The following is a 17,826-nucleotide window of genomic DNA, read 5'->3' as shown; positions in this document are numbered from 1 at the left end:
CCCCCCCTCCCCCTCCCCGATGGGCTGATCTCCAGTCCGTCCGGGCGTGATTCTCAGCCCGGCAGGGGGGACCTCCCGCCCGAGTGGAGTCGGGAGTGGGAGAGTCTGAGGCCACGGCCGAAGGGCGTTCGGGGGCTGGGGGCTTGGCCCCGGTAGCGCCACGTGGCGAAGCCGCGGTGTCGCAGTCGGGAAGGGGCGGGGTGGGGAAACAAAAACGTACGCACCGAAAGGCGGAGCAACCGTGCTGCACGACGACCTGATCGCGCGAGCCAAGACGTGGCTGGCCGAAGACCCCGACGCGGAGACCCGCGAGGAGCTCGCCAAGCTCATCGACGCCGAGGCCACCGACGAACTCGCCGACCGGTTCAGCGGCACCCTCCAGTTCGGCACCGCGGGACTGCGTGGCGAACTCGGCGCAGGGCCCATGCGGATGAACCGTTCCGTCGTCATCCGCGCCGCGGCCGGCCTCGCCGCGTATCTGAAGGGGCAGGGCAAGGACGGCGGGCTGGTGGTCGTCGGCTACGACGCCCGCTACAAGTCCGCCGACTTCGCCCGCGACACCGCGGCCGTGATGACCGGCGCCGGCCTGCGCGCCGCCGTACTGCCGTACCCGCTCCCCACCCCCGTACTCGCCTTCGCCATAAGGCACCTGGGCGCCGTCGCCGGAGTCGAGGTCACCGCGAGCCACAACCCGCCGCGCGACAACGGCTACAAGGTCTACCTCGGCGACGGCTCGCAGATCGTGCCCCCCGCCGACGCCGAGATCGCCGCCGAGATCGCGGCGGTCGGCGCGCTCGCCGACGTACCCCGCCCGGAGAGCGGCTGGCAGACCCTCGGCGACGAGGTCCTGACCGCCTACCTGGAGCGTACGGACGCGGTCCTCGCCGCCGGCTCCCCGCGCACCGCCCGCGCCGTCTACACGGCCATGCACGGCGTCGGCAAGGACACCGTCCTCGCCGCCTTCGCCCGCGCCGGGTTCCCCGAGCCGGTCCTCGTCGCCGAGCAGGCCGAGCCCGACCCGGCCTTCCCGACCGTGGCCTTCCCCAACCCGGAGGAGCCGGGCGCGATGGACCTGGCCTTCGCCACGGCCCGCCGTACCTCCCCGGCCCCGGATCTCGTCATCGCCAACGACCCGGACGCCGACCGCTGCGCCGTGGCCGTCCCGGACGGCGGCGACTGGCGCATGCTGCGCGGCGACGAGGTCGGCGCGCTGCTCGCCGCGCACCTGGTGCGCCGGGGTGTCACCGGCACCTTCGCCGAGTCGATCGTGTCCTCGTCCCTCCTCGGCCGGATCGCGGAAGCCGCCGGTCTCGGGTACGAGGAGACCCTCACCGGCTTCAAGTGGATCGCCCGCGTCGAGGGCCTGCGGTACGGCTACGAGGAGGCGCTCGGCTACTGCGTCGACCCCGAGGGCGTACGCGACAAGGACGGCATCACCGCCGCGCTGCTCGTCGCCGAACTGGCCTCCGAGCTCAAGGAGCAGGGTCGTACGCTGCTCGACCTCCTCGACGAGCTCGCCGTCGAGCACGGCCTGCACGCCACCGACCAGCTCTCGGTACGCGTCGAGGACCTCTCCCTCATCGCCAACGCCATGCGCAGGCTGCGCGAGCAGCCCCCGGTCGCCCTCGCCGGGCTCCCCGTGACCCGCGCGGAGGACCTGACCCAGGGCACCGACGCCCTGCCGCCCACCGACGGCCTGCGCTACACGCTGGACGGCGCCCGCGTCATCGTCCGCCCTAGCGGCACGGAGCCCAAGCTCAAGTGCTACCTGGAGGTCGTGGTACCGGTGGCCGGGCCGGACTCGGCGTCGTTGGACGCCGCCCGCGCCACGGCGTCGGACCGCCTCGCCGCGATCAAGCGGGACCTGGCGGCCGCGGCGGGCATCTGACGCACTGCGGCGCCCCGCCTCGCCCCGGTTCGGGGAGGAGGTGGGGCGCCGTCGTGCTGGAGGCCGCAGGCGCTCTCAGTGTGCGCCGAGTACGAGCATCGCCAGGATCATCGCCAGGGCCAGCAGCACACTCGCGCGGCGGAGCATCGCCTGGGTTTCCCGCAGTTCCTTGGGCGGGTCGTCATCCTTGGGGTCGGACCAGAGCATCCCTCGATGGTGCCGCCCGCACGGGGTGTGGCGCCTGAGTACGCGTACTCAAGCGCCACACCCCGTTGGGCCAGGTCAGACCTAGCCTGGCCAGTACGTCCGGCTCCAGGTCTGCGGGCCGGGCGCGGGCAGCCGGTGCCTGGCCACCCGCGACGGGTCCGACCAGGCGTCGGTGGCGAGAGGCGCGCCCGGTGCCGCGGAGGCGGCCACCGCGGCGCGCGCCCGGACCACCGCCAGTGCGGCGGCCAGCTCCTCGGGGGTCGGGTTGCCCCGTACGACCTTGATCATCACGACTCCTGGGACATAGGGGGCCTACAGGGGGATGTTGCCGTGCTTCTTCGGCGGCAGCGACTCGCGCTTGGTGCGCAGCTGGCGCAGGCCCCGCACCACCTGGCGCCGGGTCTCGGACGGCATGACCACCGCGTCGATGTAGCCGCGCTCGGCCGCGGTGTACGGGTTGAGCAGGGTGTCCTCGTACTCCTGGATCAGCTGGGTGCGTACGGCTTCCAGCTCGTCGTGCGGGGTGGCCGCGATGGTGCGGCGGTGCAGGATGTTCACCGCGCCCTGGGCGCCCATGACCGCGATCTGGGCGGTGGGCCAGGCGATGTTGAGGTCGGCGCCCAGGTGCTTGGAGCCCATGACGTCGTACGCGCCGCCGAAGGCCTTCCGGGTGATGATCGTGATCAGCGGGACCGTGGCCTCGGCGTACGCGTAGATCAGCTTGGCGCCGCGGCGGATGATGCCGCCGTACTCCTGGTCGACGCCGGGCAGGAAGCCGGGCACGTCCACGAACGTCAGCACGGGGACGTTGAAGGAGTCGCAGGTGCGGACGAACCGCGCCGCCTTCTCCGACGCGTCGATGTCCAGGCAGCCCGCGAACTGCATCGGCTGGTTGGCGACGATGCCCACCGGGCGGCCCTCGACCCGGCCGAAGCCGGTGAGGATGTTCGGGGCGAAGAGGGACTGCGTCTCGAAGAACTCGGAGTCGTCGAGGACGTGCTCGATGACCGTGTGCATGTCGTACGGCTGGTTGGCGCTGTCCGGGATCAGCGTGTCCAGCTCACGGTCCTCGGCGGTCAGTTCGAGGTCGGCCTCCTCCGGGAAGGCGGGCGGCTCGCTGAGGTTGTTCGAGGGGAGGTAGGAGAGGAGGGACTTGACGTACTCGATCGCGTCCTTCTCGTCGCCTGCCATGTGGTGCGCCACGCCCGAGGTGGCGTTGTGGGTGCGGGCGCCGCCGAGCTCCTCGAAGCCGACGTCCTCACCGGTGACCGTCTTGATGACGTCGGGTCCGGTGATGAACATGTGCGAGGTCTGGTCGACCATGACGGTGAAGTCGGTGATCGCGGGCGAGTAGACGGCACCGCCGGCGCACGGGCCGACGACCAGGCTGATCTGCGGAATCACCCCGGAGGCATGGGTGTTGCGGCGGAAGATCTCGCCGTACATGCCGAGCGCGCTGACGCCCTCCTGGATGCGGGCGCCACCGGAGTCGTTGATGCCGACGACCGGGCAGCCGGTCTTCAGGGCGAAGTCCATCACCTTCATGATCTTCTGGCCGAACACCTCGCCCAGCGCGCCGCCGAAGACCGTGAAGTCCTGGGAGAAGACCGCTACGGGGCGGCCGTCGACCGTGCCGTAGCCGGTGACCACGCCGTCTCCGTACGGGCGGTTCTGCTCCAGGCCGAAGTCGGTCGAGCGGTGGCGGGCGAACTCGTCCAACTCGACGAAGGAGCCCTCGTCGAGCAGCAGGTCGATCCGCTCACGCGCCGTCAGTTTGCCCTTGGCGTGCTGCTTTTCCACCGCGCGGGCGGAACCCGCGTGGGTCGCCTCGTCAATACGGCGCTGCAGATCCGCGATCTTCCCCGCGGTCGTGTGAATGTCAATTGCTGCCATGGCGTCTCGCTCGGCCATCGGGATGCGGCTCCCTGCCTGGTCACGGGTCGATGAGGGGATCGATGAGGGGAACGGTGAGGGGACGTGAAGGGGGACGTGATCGGTCACGGTGAACGCTGAGCTACTGGTGCGTAGCGTAACGGCGCGGGCGGGCCTCGGCAGTGCGGCGTTTACCACACCTAGTCTGTCTTGCATGACGACACCAGAGCCGTACGGCAACCGCTGGTCCGACCTCGACAGGCCCCCGCTGGACGCGGCCGCGCTGCGCCGTGGACTGATCAAGCCCGACGGGCTGTGGACCTCTGTAGATGTGGTGCCCACGACCGGTTCCACCAATGCGGACCTGGCCGCCCGCGCTCAGGAAGGGCAGGGAGGGCAGGAAGGGCAGGAAGGGGGCGAGGGCGCGGTGCTGGTCGCCGAGGAGCAGACGGCCGGGCGCGGGCGCCTGGACCGGACCTGGACGGCGCCCGCGCGCTCGGGGCTGTTCTTCTCCGTACTTCTGAAGCCGACCGGTGTTCCGGTCGAGCGGTGGGGGTGGCTGCCGCTGCTCGCCGGGGTGGCCACCGCGACCGGTCTGGCCCGGGTGGTCGGCGTGGACCTGTCGCTCAAGTGGCCCAACGACCTGCTCGCCACGGTCGACGGCGAGGAGCGCAAGGTCGGCGGCATCCTCGCCGAGCGCGCGGGCGACGGTGTGGTGCTCGGCATCGGCGTCAACGTGTCGCTGCGCGCCGACGAGCTGCCGGTGCCCGGTGCGGGCTCGCTGGCACTCGCGGGCGCCAAGGAGACCCATCGGGACCCGCTGCTGCGGGCCGTGCTGCGCGAGTTGGAGGAGTGGTACGGCACCTGGTGCGCGGTGGGCGGCGACCCGGCCGCGTCCCGGCTGCAGGAGACGTATGTCGCGGGGTGCGCGACGCTGGGCCGCCAGGTGCGCGCTGAGCTGCCCGGGGGGCGGACGGTGACCGGTGAGGCGCTGGCCGTGGACGCCGAGGGGCGCCTGGTCATCGGTACGGGGGAGGGGGTGCGGGAGCCGGTGGGTGCGGGAGACGTCGTGCATCTGCGGGCCGCCGGGGGCTGAGCATCTCACTGGGCGTCCACCTTGATGTCCACCTGGGCGTCCACCTTGATGCCGACCTGGGCGTCCACCTCGATGTCCACTTGGTGGACGGGGTCGGGGTCGGCATACGTGAGCCAGGGCACACCTGTCGTATCGTTGAGGCCGGTCGATAGCAGGCCGTGGCAGATCGGAAGGGCAATACGCAGTGACCGTCGACGACACGGGCTCCGGCACGGGCACACACCCTGCCTCCCGGCATGCCGACGAAGCTGGCTCCGCCCCCGCCTCTCGCGCTGCCGGTGGCCCTGACTCACCGCAGGCCGACGACCCCGCAGCCAAGGGCGACGAGCCCGCCCCGCTGAGCGCCGGAGCCGCCCACAGAGGCGACGATCCGGCCCCCAGGCACCTCGACGACGACTCCGGCGGACACGCCGACGACCCCCTCGCGCTCCGCCTGGAGCAACTGATCCTCGGGGCCGAGCGCCGCTACACGGCCTTCCAGGCGGCCCGTACGGCGGGCGTCTCCATGGAGCTGGCGTCCCGCTTCTGGCGGGCCATGGGCTTCCCCGACATCGGCCAGGCCAAGGCGCTGACCGAGGCGGACGTGCTCGCGCTGCGCCGCCTGGCGGGTCTGGTCGAGGCGGGGCTGCTGAGCGAGGCGATGGCCGTGCAGGTGGCCCGCTCCACCGGCCAGACCACGGCCCGCCTCGCCGACTGGCAGATCGACTCCTTCCTGGAGGGCCTCACCGAGCCCCCCGAGCCGGGCATGACCCGCACCGAGGTCACGTACCCCCTCGTCGAACTCCTGCTGCCCGAGCTGGAGGAGTTCCTGGTCTACGTCTGGCGCCGCCAGCTCGCGGCCGGGACCCTGCGGGTGGTCCAGGTCGCCGACGACGAGGAGATGGTCGACCGCCGGCTGGCCGTCGGCTTCGCCGACCTGGTCGGGTTCACGCGGCTGACGCGGCGGATGGAGGAGGAGGAACTCGGCGAACTGGTCGAGGCCTTCGAGACCACGGCGGCCGATCTGGTCGCCGCGCACGGAGGGCGGCTGATCAAGACACTCGGCGACGAGGTCCTGTTCGCGGCGGACGACGCGGGGACCGCCGCGGAGATCTCGCTCCGTCTGATCGAGACGATGGCGGGCGACGAGACGATGCCCGAGCTGCGGGTCGGGATCGCGTTCGGGACGGTCACCACGCGGATGGGCGACGTCTTCGGTACGACGGTGAACCTGGCGAGCCGGCTGACGTCGATAGCGCCCAAGGACGCGGTGCTGGTCGACAGCGCGTTCGCGGAGGAGCTGTCGCGTACGGGTGACGCGCCGGCCTCCGAGGCGGAGGCGGCGGCCGAGGCCGAGAAGGCGGCTGAGGCAGGGGACGAGCCTCCCGCGTACCGCTTCGGCCTGCAGCCGATGTGGCAGCGGCCGGTGCGCGGCCTGGGCGTCATCGAACCCTGGATGCTCTCGCGTCGGGTGTAGTGCGGGCCAGGTGCGGGCCGGTGGTGGGTGCCGGTCAGGGAGTGTCCCCCACCCCACCCCGCCCCTTCCCTAAAGGCCTCGCAGGCCGGGCTCAAAGATGTCCTCGATCGCCGGACGGGCTGGTTTTCTCGCCCTTGGCCCAGCCCCCACCCTCCTGACATGATCCGGGTAACGGTCGTTAACCAGCAGGGTGGAGGGCACATGGCGGAGCAGCGCTTCGGGGAGTTCATCGGCGTGCGGCGGCACGGCGACGGCGGCCACGTCGCCGAGTTCGTACTGGACCGGCCGAAGGCCATGAACGCCGTGTCCACGGAGATGGCCCGCAGCATCGCCGCGGCCTGCGACGCCCTGGCCCAGGACCGCGACATCCGCACCGTGGTCCTGACCTCCAGCAACGACCGCGCCTTCTGCGTCGGCGCCGACCTGAAGGAGCGGAACTCGTTCTCCGACGCGGAGCTGGTGCGCCAGCGCCCGACCGCGCGGGCCGCGTACACCGGCGTACTGGAGCTCCCGATGCCCACCATCGCCGCCGTGCACGGCTTCGCACTCGGCGGCGGCTTCGAGCTGGCGCTCGCGTGTGACGTGATCGTGGCGGACGCGAGCGCCGTGGTCGGACTGCCCGAGGTGTCGGTCGGCGTGATCCCCGGCGGCGGCGGTACGCAGCTGCTGCCGCGCCGGGTCGGCGCGGCCAGGGCCGCCGAGCTGGTGTTCTCGGCGCGCAGGGTGGCGGCCGACGAGGCGCGCGAGCTGGGCCTGGTGGACCAGCTCGCCGACGACGCCCGCACCGGCGCGCTGGAGCTCGCGGCGGGCATCGCGAAGAACTCGCCCGTCGGGCTGCGCGCCGCCAAGCGGGCGCTGCGGCTCGGGCAGGGCCTGGACCTGCGGGCGGGCCTTGAGGTCGAGGACGCGGCCTGGCGCTCGGTGGCGTTCTCGGGTGACCGGGCGGAGGGCGTGGCCGCCTTCAACGAGAAGCGGACCCCGCGCTGGCCTGGCGAGTAGACACGCGCCCCACGGCGACCTGGCGAAGAGGTGCACCCCGCCGCCCCCTGTTCGCCGCATCAATGTCCCAAACCAGGATGAATGTCCCTAACCTGGGTTAATGGCTGAGGAAGACCGGCTGCACGCCGTGGTCACCCTGGCGCAGGCCATGGCCGCGGCGCACACCCCGCGCGAGTCCTGGTCGGCCGCCGCGCAGGGCGCCCGGCACGCCCTGGCGGGGAGCTTCGCCGCGCTGTCGGTGTGGGAGCGCGAGCGCAGTCGGCTGCGGGTGCTGGTCAACGCGGGGGAGCGGGCGCCGGGGGAGGAGGAGTTCCCCGAGGGGGAGGCCTACCCGGTGCACCAGTTCCCGGAGATCACCGAGTTCCTGCACGAGCAGTGGGCGGGCGGCGGCGAACCGGACGCCTGGGTCGAGACGGCCGAGGGCCCCGCACCGGGCGCGGCCGGTGACGGCGGCTACTGCCACCAGCGGGTCGCCGCGCTGCGCCGCCGTGGCCGCGGCTGCTGTGTCGTCGCGCCGATCGTGCTGCACGGCAGGGCCTGGGGCGAGCTGTATGTCGCCCGCCCGATCGGGGCGCCGGTCTTCGACCGGGGCGACGCGGACTTCGCCACGGTGCTCGCCGCGGTGGTCGCGGCCGGGATCGCCCAGACCGAGCGCCTGGAGGAGGCGCGCCGCCTGGCGTATACGGACGCGCTGACCGGCCTCGCCAACCGCCGCGCCGTCGACGCCCGCCTGGACGAGGCCGTCGAGCAGCACCGCGCGGACGGCACCGTCGTCTCCCTGGTCGTCTGCGACCTGAACGGCCTCAAACGGGTCAACGACACCCGCGGGCACGCCGTCGGCGACCGCCTCCTGGAACGCTTCGGCTCGGTGCTCTCGCTGTGCGGCGCGATGCTCCCGGGCGCGCTCGCGGCCCGGCTCGGCGGCGACGAGTTCTGCCTGGTGTCGGTGGGTCCCGCCGCCGACGAGGTGGTACGGGCCGCCGACGAGCTCTGCGTACGCGCCGCCGAACTGGAGCTCGGCGACGGCGTGGCCTGCGGTGTCGCCTCGACCGGCGACCCGATCGGCCAGGTCCGTACCGCCCGGCGGCTGTTCCGCCTCGCGGACGCGGCCCAGTACCGGGCGAAGGCGGCCCGCTCCGCGAAGCCCGTGGTGGCCGGGCGCGAGGGCCCGGACGACCCGGTCGTACGGCTCGCGGACGCCCCCGCGCCGCCGCCGCCGTCGGCGGAGCGCCGCCGCTTCCGCAGGTGACGTAGGGCACGTACGGGCGCGAAAATCGCCTCGTGACAGCTGGCGATTCAATCCGTAGGGTGCTGAATATGGATATGCAAACTGTGGTGCTGGGGACCTCCGGGACGACGGCGTCCGACGTGGTCGCGGTGGCCCGCCAGAACGCCCGGATCGAACTCTCGGCTCAGGCCAGGTCCGCCCTCGCGACGTCCCGCGAGATCGTCGACGCGCTGGCCGCCAAGCCCGACCCCGTCTACGGCGTCTCGACCGGCTTCGGCGCGCTCGCGACGCGGCACATCAGCCCCGACCTCCGCGCCCAGCTGCAGCGCAACATCGTCCGCTCGCACGCGGCCGGAATGGGCCCGCGCGTGGAGCGCGAGGTGGTCCGCGCGCTGATGTTCCTGCGCCTCAAGACGGTCTGCTCCGGCCACACCGGCGTACGCCCCGAGGTCGCCCAGACCATGGCCGACATCCTGAACGCGGGCATCACCCCCGTGGTGCACGAGTACGGCTCGCTCGGCTGCTCGGGTGACCTGGCCCCGCTCAGCCACTGCGCCCTGACGCTGATGGGCGAGGGCGACGCGGAGGGCCCCGACGGGACCGTACGCCCGGCTGGCGAGCTGCTCGCCGAGCACGGTATCCGCCCCGTCGAGCTGCGCGAGAAGGAGGGCCTCGCGCTCCTCAACGGCACCGACGGCATGCTCGGCATGCTGGTCATGGCCCTCGCCGACCTGGAGCGCCTCTACCGCAGCGCCGACGTCACGGCCGCGCTTTCGCTGGAGGCCCTGCTCGGCACCGACAAGGTCCTCGCTCCCGAACTGCACGCGATCCGGCCGCACCCCGGGCAGGCCGCGGCCGCCGCCAACATGCTGCGGGTACTGGCGGGCTCGGGCCTGACCGGCCACCACCAGGACGACTCGCCGCGCGTCCAGGACGCCTACTCGGTGCGCTGCGCGCCGCAGGTCGCGGGCGCCGGGCGGGACACCATGTCCCACGCGCGCGTGGTCGCCGACCGCGAGCTCGCCTCCTCCGTCGACAACCCGGTGGTCCTGCCCGACGGCCGGGTCGAGTCCAACGGCAACTTCCACGGCGCCCCGGTCGCGTACGTCCTGGACTTCCTGGCCATCGCGGCCGCGGACCTCGGCTCGATCGCCGAGCGCCGTACGGACCGGCTCCTCGACAAGAACCGCTCGCACGGCCTGCCGCCGTTCCTCGCCGACGACGCGGGCGTCGACTCCGGCCTGATGATCGCCCAGTACACGCAGGCCGCGCTGGTCAGCGAGATGAAGCGGCTGGCCGTTCCGGCCTCGGCTGACTCCATCCCGTCATCGGCGATGCAGGAGGACCACGTCTCGATGGGCTGGTCCGCGGCCCGCAAGCTGCGCACGACGGTCGACAACCTCACCCGGATCGTCGCGGTCGAGCTGTACGCGGCGACGCGGGGCATTGAGCTGCGGGAGGGGCTGACCCCGGCCCCGGCTTCGCAGGCCGTGATCGCGGCGGCCAGGGCTGCGGGCGTCCAGGGCCCGGGCCCCGACCGCTACCTGGCGCCCGACCTGGCGGCCGCGGAGGCGTTCGTGCGTAGTGGGGGACTGCTCCATGCCGCGGAGTCGGTGACGGGCCCACTGGCCTGAGGTCAGGGATTAGTCCCCCACCCCGCCCCTTCCCGAAAGGCCTCGCCGGCCGGGCTNTGGGGGCTTGCCCCCAGTTACGGGAAGGGGCGGGGTGGGGGGCTAAAACCCTCCAGCCGTACCCGCGCCCGACTCCCGCCGCACCGAATAGACGACAAGCCCCGCCCCCGCCGCGAGCGAGACCGCCCCACCCAGCAGATAAGGCGTGGTGTCCACCGAGCCGGTCTCGGCGAGCCGGGGCCCGGTGGCCGCGGGCTCGCTGCCGGGCGCGGCCTGAGGCTCCTCCATCGTCGCGTTGGCGGATGGCACAAACCACAGGGCGCCCAGGACAGCGGCCGCTGCGGCGGACGTGAGCAACGGACGACGTGCTACGGACACGGAATCGATCCCCCTTGCGGAACTGGCGATTTGGCCGTGTGGGGCGATGCTAGTGAAAGTCGCGGGTCGTGGGAAAGTCGCGGCGGCCAGGCGCCGTACGCTCCGTCATATGAGCACTCCTGAGACATCCCGTTTTGTACGACTGCGAGTGGAACTGGTGTTGGAGGTCACGGACTCCACCGAGCTGACCGACGCCGCGCTGGGGCGCATCGCCCATGACGAGAGCATGCCCGATGCGGAGCGTGCGCACGCGGACGCCGCCGTACGCGAGGACGCGGCCGAGGCACTGGCGTATCTGGTCGACCCGTTCGACCTGGTCAGCGAGGTGCCGGGGGTGGACCTGGCGCAGGCCTCGTGGAGCAGCGAGCCGGTCGAGTACGACCCGGACGCCCCGGACTGGGACGACGACCTCGACGGAGACCTCGACGACGAGCTCGACGGTGATCACAACGAGGACCTGGACGGGGACCTCGACGAGGACCTGGACGGGGACCTCGACGGCGAGCCCATCGAGAGCAGGGCGTAGTCTCGTCGTCCACGCGCCGCACGTGGACAACGTGTCGTACCCCACATCCCAGCCAGACGTGGAACCGGGCGAACCGGAAAGCGTGTTGTAAGTGTTGGCGGGAGGTGTCGGCTCGGGGACCGGCAGCGCCCGCCAACGGGATTCTTGGGGATCGGCAACGATGGAGAAGCGTGTGATAACGGACAGCAAGCGGCGCAGAGGCCTCACGGCCGCGTCCGCACTGCTCGGTGGCGTGTTGGTGCTCTCTGCTTGCAGCGGCGACTCGGACGACGGCGACGGTGGCTCCGATGCCGCGAAGAAGCCGCAGTCGCAGTCCCAGGCCGACAAGGCGGCCGCCAAGGACGCATCGGCCGCCCGCATAAAGATCACGCCCAAGAACGGTGAACAGGGCGCCAGCATCAACAACGCGGCCAAGGTCGCGGTGACCGACGGCACCCTCAGCAGCGTCTCGATGAAGACCTCCGAAGGCACCGAAGTCCCCGGCACCATCGCCGCCGACAAGAAGTCCTGGAAGCCCGACGGTCAGCTGGAGCGAGCCACCTCGTACCAGATCACGGCCGAGGCGGAGGACGCCAAGGGCCGTAAGTCACACGAGAACTCCTCCTTCACGACCGTCTCGCCTGCCAACAGTTTCATCGGGAACTTCACGCCCGAGGACGGCTCCACCGTCGGCGTGGGCCATCCGGTGTCGATCGTCTTCGACAAGGCGATCACCGACAAGAAGGCCGTGCAGTCCGGGATCACCGTGTCCTCCGACAGCGGCCAGGAGGTCGTCGGCCACTGGTTCAACGAGAAGCGCCTGGACCTCCGCCCCGAGGACTACTGGAAGGCCAACTCCACCGTCTCGCTGAAGCTGGACCTGGACGGCGTCGAGGGCGCCGACGGTGTCTTCGGCGTCCAGCAGAAGACGGTCACCTTCAAGATCGGCCGCAGCCAGGTCTCCACGGTCGACGCCAAGACCAAGCAGATGACGGTCGTCCGGGACGGCAAGACCCTCAAGACCATCCCGATCTCGGCGGGCTCCCCGGAGAACAAGACCTACGAAGGCCAGATGGTGATCTCCGAGAAGTTCAAGGAGACCCGGATGAACGGCGCGACGGTCGGCTTCACCGACGACGACGGCAAGGGCGAGTACGACATCAAGGACGTGCCGCACGCGATGCGCCTGTCCACGTCGGGCACCTTCATCCACGGCAACTACTGGGGCGCCAAGTCCATCTTCGGCTCCGCCAACACCAGCCACGGCTGTGTCGGCCTGCAGGACAAGCAGGGCGCCGACGACCCCAAGACGCCGGGTTCGTGGTTCTTCGACAACTCGATGATCGGTGACGTGGTCGTCGTCAAGAACACCGGCGACGAAACCATCCAGCCGTACAACGGCCTCAACGGCTGGAACATGGACTGGTCCAAGTGGCAGGCCGGCTCCGCCGTCTGACCCGCTGATCAACCGTGTACGGAAACGGCCCGCTGGAGCGTGTGTGCTCCAGCGGGCCGTTCGTCGTCGTAGACCCCCGTGCTACGACGGCTCCCCCGTCCCCCCGAAGGGGCTGTCAATGAGGTACCGCCAGCAGCCGTCGGCCCCGCGCCTGGCGACATCGGTGGCCGTGCCCCGTACCGTGCTCTGCGCGCCGTGCTCGCCGACCTCCCAGTCGACGACCAGCAGCGCGATGTCGCCGTTGACGTGAACGTGCCGCGGGCGTACGGAGATCGGCTGCCCGAGCCCGAGGAACGGCGCGTTCTCGGCGGCGATGGCCTCGCCGCCGTACACCGCGGCCCCCGACCTCGGGACGAAGGCGGCGTCGGCCTCGTACAACTCCCGCACCGCTTGCGGGTCACCACTGTTGAAGCGCTCGGCGAAGACGGCGGGCACGTCCTGCGCGCGCCGGGGCAGCCCCGCTCCGTTACTCTCCAGACTCTCCAGCATGTGGCCACAGTAGGAGGCGAGTTCGTGACTCACCGAACGGTAGGCCACGCGCGCGTGGAGCGTCCTGGGCCGGAGAGGTGCCCTGGGCCGGGGGAGCGTACTGGGCCGGGGGAGCGCCCGGGACCGGAGGAGCGCCCGGGACCGGAGGAGCGCCCCGGACCGGGGGAGCGCCCCGGACCGGGGGAGCGCCCCGGACTGCCCGATGACCCGCGCGCGGCGGTGACCGCGCCCACCCCCACCTGCCCTGTCGAGATCACCCTGTCCGCGCTGCGCGGCCGTTGGACCACCCTGGTCGTACGGGAGTTGCTGCGCGACGGCCCGCACACCTACAGCGCGCTGGCCGCCGTGCTGCCCGCGCTCTCCGACAAGGTGCTGAGCGACCGCCTGGACCACCTCGTCGAGGCGGGCGTGGCCGAGCGCACCCGCACCGCGAGCTGGCCGCCCACCGTGACGTACGCGCTCACGCCGCGCGGCCGGGAGCTCGGCCCCGTACTGCAGGCCCTCTGGGACTGGGGCGCGGGTGCGGGCGGGGGCGCTACGAGCTGAGTGAGGCGTCCCCTTGGGGCTGGGCCGCGTCCGTGCCCCAGCTCGACAGCAGGCGCAGGGACTCCTGGGCGGCCGAGCCCGGCTCCGGGTGGAAGACGATCAGGGACTGGTCATGGCTGTCGGGAAGCTTCAGCGTCTCGTACGCGAGGGTCAGTTCGCCCACCAGCGGGTGGCGCAGCCGCTTGATCCCGTGCCCCTTCTCCTGCACGGTGTGCGCGGCCCACAGACGCCGGAAGTCGTCGCTCTTCACGGACAGTTCGCCGACCAGCGCCGACAGCTGTGGGTCGTCCGGATAACAGCCCGCCTCAAGCCGCAGCACGCTCACCACCTCGATCGCCTTGCACTCCCAGTCCAGGTAGAAGTCGCGCGCGGACGGGTCGAGGAACACGTGCCGCGCCACGTTCCGGTCCTCGGGTGTCTTCGCCGCCAGGTCGCCGAACAGCGCGGCCGCCATGCGGTTCCAGGCGATCACGTCGAGCCGCCGCCCGATGACGTACGCCGGAACCCCTTCCATGGCGTCGATGAGGTGCTGCACCTGCACCCGCACCTGCTGCGACTTGCCCGAGAACCGCTTCTTCTTACGGGTCAGCTTCGGCTTGGCCAGATGCGTCAGATGGTTGTGCTCGGCGTCCGACAGGCGCAGCGCGCGGGCGATCGAGTCGAGCACCTCGGCGGACACGTTGCGGCCGTTGCCCTGTTCCAGGCGGGTGTAGTACGCCACCGAGACCCCGGCCAGCTGCGCCAGCTCCTCGCGGCGCAGACCCGGCACCCTACGGTGCCGCCCGTAGTCCGGCAGCCCCACGTCCTCGGGCTTCAGCCGCGCCCTGCGGGTCCGCAGGAACTCACTGAGCTGGGCCTCCGCCGACTGACCATCCATGGCGCCCAGTATCCCGCCTCGCCACCGGTCGTACGAGGGTGAGCCTGACCCCGCCAGTAGTAGGACCACTGGACGTAGGCACAACAGAGGGCTGGGTGACCGGGCCGCGCGGCAGCAGGCTTGGGAGCAAGCCGAACCGAGGAGAAACACCACATGACCACCGTCGCCGCTTATGCCGCTCCCGCCGCCAAGGCTCCGCTGGAGCGCACCACCGTCGAGCGTCGCCCGGTCGGCGAGTTCGACGTCCTGATCGACATCAAGTACGCCGGAATCTGCCACTCCGACATCCACCAGGCCCGTGACGGCTGGGGCGAGGGCAGCTACCCCATGGTGCCGGGCCACGAGATCGCCGGTGTGGTCAGCGCGGTCGGCTCCAAGGTCACCAGGTTCGCGGTCGGTGACCGGGTGGGCGTCGGCTGCTTCGTCGACTCCTGCCGGGAGTGCGAGTACTGCGAGCAGGGCCTGGAGCAGTACTGCGTGAAGGGCGCCACCGGCACCTACAACGCCCTCGACAAGAACGGCCGGCCGACCTACGGCGGCTACTCCACCCACATCGTGGTCGACGAGAACTACACGGTCCGCATCCCGGACGCCCTCTCGCTGGACGTCGCGGCGCCGCTGCTGTGCGCCGGGATCACCCTCTACTCGCCGCTGCGGCACTGGAACGCGGGCCCCGGCAAGAAGGTCGCGATCCTCGGCCTGGGCGGCCTCGGCCACATGGGCGTAAAGATCGCGCACGCCCTCGGCGCGGAGGTGACCGTGCTCAGCCAGTCGCTGCGCAAGAAGGACGACGGGCTGCGGCTGGGCGCCGACCACTACTACGCGACCAGCGACCCGGCGACGTTCGAGCAGCTCGCCTCGTCCTTCGACCTGATCGTGTCCACGGTCTCCGCGCCCCTGGACATGGACGCGTTCATGTCCCTGCTCAAGACGGACGGCGCGTTTGTGAACGTGGGCGCGCCCGAGGAGCCGAACTCGCTCAACATGTTCTCGCTGATCGGCGGCCGCAAGACGCTGGCCGGTTCGATGATCGGCGGCATCGCGGAGACCCAGGAGATGCTCGACTTCTGCGGCGAGCACGGCCTCGGCTCGGAGATCGAGCTGATCCGCGCGGACCAGGTCAACGAGGCGTACGAGCGGGTCGTGGCGAGCGACGTCCGGTACCGCTTCGTGATCGACACGGCCACGATCTAGGCGTATCGCCGCGCAGCGTCCGTCCAGGGGCCTAGGCCGGAATGTAGGGGCCTAGGCCGGAATGTCGATGGTGTGCGCAGAGTTATGCGACATAGCGTCTTCCGTGACCACACAGGATCAGCCGGAGGGGGCAGCACCATGTCCATCAACCTCAACCACACCATCGTCAACTCCCACGACAAGCAGGCGTCCGCCGAGTTCCTCGCCGGTCTGCTCGGCCTCGAAGTCGGCAAACCGTACGGACCGTTCATCCCGGTCGAGGCCGACAACGGCGTCACGCTCGACTTCATGGACAGCGGTCCGGGCCCGATTACCGAGCAGCACTACGCCTTCCTGATCTCGGAGGAGGAGTTCGACGCCGTCTTCGCCAGGATCAAGGCGGCGGATGTCCCGTACTACGCCGATCCGTGGTTCCGGCGCGTCGGTGAGATCAACACCAACGACGGTGGTCGCGGAGCGTACTTCAGGGACCCGAACGGCCACGCCATGGAGATCCTCACCCGGCCGTACGGCAGTGGCGCCTGACGCCCGATGCCTGACGCCCGATGCCTGACGCCCGACGCCCGACTTCCGACCCCCGACGCTCAACGGCCGGCGGTGGAGCCGGGCCGCGCCGAGGGCACGCGGCCCGGCCCGGGCGCTCGCCGGATCAGGACTTCTTGCACTCCTTCCAGGCGAGCCGGTAGACGGTGTTGATGTCACCGTCCGTGGAGTCCATGGTCATGAAGCTGGTCTTGGTGCGGTCCGATGTGCCCGCGTCGACGCGCAGCTCAGTGTTGATGTTGAAGTTCCGCTTCACCCCGCAGGGCGCCCAGACCAGCTGCCCCCAGTCGGTCTCGTCGGTGGCCTGCCAGCTGTCGTTGTACGGCCCCGAGAACGGGTGGGTGATGGACGCGGTGTCCGGCGACCCCTGGAAGTAGTACGAGGCCTTCTGCTGGCTCCTGGCGCCGGGCTGCAGGGACGCGAACCCGCGGTAGTCGGCGCTGGCGACCGCGTAGGTGAAGCCGTGCGGGACGTGCACGATCAGGTTGAGCTGGCAGTTCTTCCGGAAGTCGACCGGGTCGGACGACCCGCCGACGCGGGCGAGGTAGTCGCTGTACGTCACGGTGAACGCGGTGTTGTCCCCGGACACGGCCACGGCGGCCGTCCCCTCGGGGCACCCCGACCCGTTCACCGTCGCGATCTCGATCACGATCTTGTCGGGCGGCGGGTCGGTGATCGTCGACGTGCCCTGCGGGGCGAGGGTCGTGGCGAACAGTCCGATCGCCGCACCACTCGTGAGAATTCCGCCGTACATGGGTCTCCCATCGGTTGCGTTGAGGTGGGGGGTGTTACCTGTGCCTCGTGCAACGTGCGACGGCATGCGCATGCCAAGACAACGGATCGTGCAGAATGGTACGGACCACTTTGGGGCTCGCCTAGAGCGATGTCCGGCCATCGACGCGGGACGTACGGCTTTCGGACAGGTGCCCGATCATCACTCGCCGACGCGCGGCTCGTAGCGGCGCTCGTCGTCAACGGGGCTCTTCAGGCCGACCTCGTTGCCGTCGGGGTCGACGACGATCGCGTAGCGGGAACCCCAGAAGGCGTCGTACGGCGGCTGGCCGACCTGGTGCCCCGCCGCTTCGACGGCCCGGTAGGTGCCGTCGACGTCGTCGCGGGCGTCGACCAGTAAACCGACGACGATGTTGCCGGCCGCGTTGCCCGCCCCGTTGCCCGCCCCGCGCTCGGCGTCGAAGCGGGTGTTCCAGATGCGCGCCATCTCGTGATTGTCGAAGGCGAGGTAGGCGCCGCCCGGCGTCGGCACCTCGACGTGCTTGGCCCCCGAGCCCGGCGGCCACTCGAACGCATCGGGCACGTCAAGACCGAGCAGCCGGTAGAAGGCGATCGTCGCATCCATGTCCCGTACCGGGATGTTGATGTGCCCGAACACCGTTGCCATGCCTGGCCTCCGGAGGTGTCGATGGACCCTGGTTCGACATTACTCCTCGGCAGGGGGGCGCT

19 protein-coding genes are annotated in these 17,826 nt (G+C 71.1%); 11 read left to right on the top strand and 8 right to left on the bottom strand.

Annotated features, from left to right (window positions below; all coding sequences use genetic code 11):
• Positions 1-244 precede the first annotated feature (244 nt).
• Positions 245-1,888 carry a phospho-sugar mutase gene (locus tag U9R90_RS12655; protein ID WP_411057724.1) on the top strand — a complete coding sequence of 548 codons (1,644 nt, stop codon included), beginning with the start codon at positions 245-247 and terminating at the stop codon, positions 1,886-1,888.
• A 75-nt stretch (positions 1,889-1,963) separates the two neighbouring features.
• Here the strand turns inward: U9R90_RS12655 and mmpB are convergent, their stop codons facing one another.
• The 3 genes from mmpB to U9R90_RS12640 form a co-directional block, all read right to left on the bottom strand.
• On the bottom strand, positions 1,964-2,095 hold the full coding sequence (gene mmpB / locus U9R90_RS12650) for a morphogenic membrane protein MmpB (protein WP_411056537.1): 132 nt from the start codon (positions 2,093-2,095) through the stop codon (positions 1,964-1,966).
• 81 nt (positions 2,096-2,176) lie between these two features.
• On the bottom strand, positions 2,177-2,386 hold the full coding sequence (locus tag U9R90_RS12645; protein ID WP_411056536.1) for an acyl-CoA carboxylase epsilon subunit: 210 nt from the start codon (positions 2,384-2,386) through the stop codon (positions 2,177-2,179).
• A 21-nt stretch (positions 2,387-2,407) separates the two neighbouring features.
• Entirely contained in the window at positions 2,408-4,006 is a 1,599-nt protein-coding gene (locus tag U9R90_RS12640) for an acyl-CoA carboxylase subunit beta (RefSeq protein ID WP_411056535.1), read from the bottom strand.
• Positions 4,007-4,181: 175 nt separating this feature from the next.
• On the opposite strand from U9R90_RS12640, the gene U9R90_RS12635 reads away from it, so the two are divergent.
• The 5 genes from U9R90_RS12635 (at position 4,182) to hutH (ending at position 10,380) form a co-directional block, all read left to right on the top strand.
• Positions 4,182-5,063, top strand: coding sequence for a biotin--[acetyl-CoA-carboxylase] ligase (locus U9R90_RS12635; RefSeq protein ID WP_411056534.1), 882 nt, complete (start codon positions 4,182-4,184; stop codon positions 5,061-5,063).
• Positions 5,064-5,247: 184 nt separating this feature from the next.
• Positions 5,248-6,519: an adenylate/guanylate cyclase domain-containing protein gene (locus U9R90_RS12630; RefSeq protein ID WP_411056533.1), complete on the top strand. Its 1,272-nt coding sequence runs from the start codon at positions 5,248-5,250 to the stop codon at positions 6,517-6,519.
• Between the two features lie 201 nt (positions 6,520-6,720).
• Positions 6,721-7,518 (top strand): enoyl-CoA hydratase/isomerase family protein, encoded by a 798-nt coding sequence (locus tag U9R90_RS12625; protein WP_411056532.1) that lies wholly within the window; start codon positions 6,721-6,723, stop codon positions 7,516-7,518.
• 100 nt (positions 7,519-7,618) lie between these two features.
• A complete protein-coding gene (locus tag U9R90_RS12620; protein ID WP_411056531.1) occupies positions 7,619-8,767 on the top strand; it encodes a diguanylate cyclase domain-containing protein in 1,149 nt (382 codons plus the stop codon).
• Between the two features lie 74 nt (positions 8,768-8,841).
• A complete protein-coding gene (gene hutH, locus U9R90_RS12615; RefSeq protein WP_411057723.1) occupies positions 8,842-10,380 on the top strand; it encodes a histidine ammonia-lyase in 1,539 nt (512 codons plus the stop codon).
• Positions 10,381-10,479: 99 nt separating this feature from the next.
• On the opposite strand, the gene U9R90_RS12610 is transcribed toward hutH, so the two are convergent.
• Positions 10,480-10,755 (bottom strand): LAETG motif-containing sortase-dependent surface protein, encoded by a 276-nt coding sequence (locus tag U9R90_RS12610; protein ID WP_411056530.1) that lies wholly within the window; start codon positions 10,753-10,755, stop codon positions 10,480-10,482.
• A gap of 109 nt (positions 10,756-10,864) precedes the next feature.
• Here U9R90_RS12610 and U9R90_RS12605 point away from each other — a divergent pair, with 109 nt between their 5' ends.
• A complete protein-coding gene (locus U9R90_RS12605; RefSeq protein WP_411056529.1) occupies positions 10,865-11,281 on the top strand; it encodes a hypothetical protein in 417 nt (138 codons plus the stop codon).
• 160 nt (positions 11,282-11,441) lie between these two features.
• Complete coding sequence (locus tag U9R90_RS12600; protein WP_411056528.1) at positions 11,442-12,716, top strand: L,D-transpeptidase; 1,275 nt, start codon at positions 11,442-11,444, stop codon at positions 12,714-12,716.
• An 81-nt stretch (positions 12,717-12,797) separates the two neighbouring features.
• On the opposite strand, the gene U9R90_RS12595 is transcribed toward U9R90_RS12600, so the two are convergent.
• Positions 12,798-13,205 (bottom strand): YybH family protein, encoded by a 408-nt coding sequence (locus U9R90_RS12595; RefSeq protein ID WP_411056527.1) that lies wholly within the window; start codon positions 13,203-13,205, stop codon positions 12,798-12,800.
• 219 nt (positions 13,206-13,424) lie between these two features.
• On the opposite strand from U9R90_RS12595, the gene U9R90_RS12590 reads away from it, so the two are divergent.
• Positions 13,425-13,751 (top strand): winged helix-turn-helix transcriptional regulator, encoded by a 327-nt coding sequence (locus tag U9R90_RS12590; protein WP_411056526.1) that lies wholly within the window; start codon positions 13,425-13,427, stop codon positions 13,749-13,751.
• Here the strand turns inward: U9R90_RS12590 and U9R90_RS12585 are convergent.
• Entirely contained in the window at positions 13,741-14,628 is an 888-nt protein-coding gene (locus tag U9R90_RS12585; protein WP_411056525.1) for a helix-turn-helix domain-containing protein, read from the bottom strand. The two genes, U9R90_RS12590 and U9R90_RS12585, sit on opposite strands and share 11 nt — an antisense overlap.
• Positions 14,629-14,781: 153 nt before the next feature.
• Between U9R90_RS12585 and U9R90_RS12580 the strand changes: the two genes are divergently transcribed.
• Complete coding sequence (locus U9R90_RS12580) at positions 14,782-15,822, top strand: NAD(P)-dependent alcohol dehydrogenase (RefSeq protein WP_411056524.1); 1,041 nt, start codon at positions 14,782-14,784, stop codon at positions 15,820-15,822.
• 138 nt (positions 15,823-15,960) lie between these two features.
• Positions 15,961-16,347, top strand: a complete 387-nt coding sequence (locus tag U9R90_RS12575; protein WP_411056523.1) for a VOC family protein — start codon at positions 15,961-15,963, stop codon at positions 16,345-16,347.
• A 124-nt stretch (positions 16,348-16,471) separates the two neighbouring features.
• Here the strand turns inward: U9R90_RS12575 and U9R90_RS12570 are convergent, their stop codons facing one another.
• Both U9R90_RS12570 and U9R90_RS12565 read right to left on the bottom strand, forming a co-directional pair.
• Entirely contained in the window at positions 16,472-17,119 is a 648-nt protein-coding gene (locus U9R90_RS12570) for a DUF4360 domain-containing protein (RefSeq protein ID WP_411056522.1), read from the bottom strand.
• A 180-nt stretch (positions 17,120-17,299) separates the two neighbouring features.
• Positions 17,300-17,764: a VOC family protein gene (locus U9R90_RS12565; protein WP_411056521.1), complete on the bottom strand. Its 465-nt coding sequence runs from the start codon at positions 17,762-17,764 to the stop codon at positions 17,300-17,302.
• Between the last annotated feature and the right edge of the window lie 62 nt (positions 17,765-17,826).

The sequence above is a fragment of the Streptomyces sp. E11-3 genome, assembly GCF_046540415.1.
In the GTDB taxonomy this organism is placed as follows: domain Bacteria; phylum Actinomycetota; class Actinomycetes; order Streptomycetales; family Streptomycetaceae; genus Streptomyces.
This window is presented reverse-complemented; position numbering and strand designations above follow the sequence as displayed.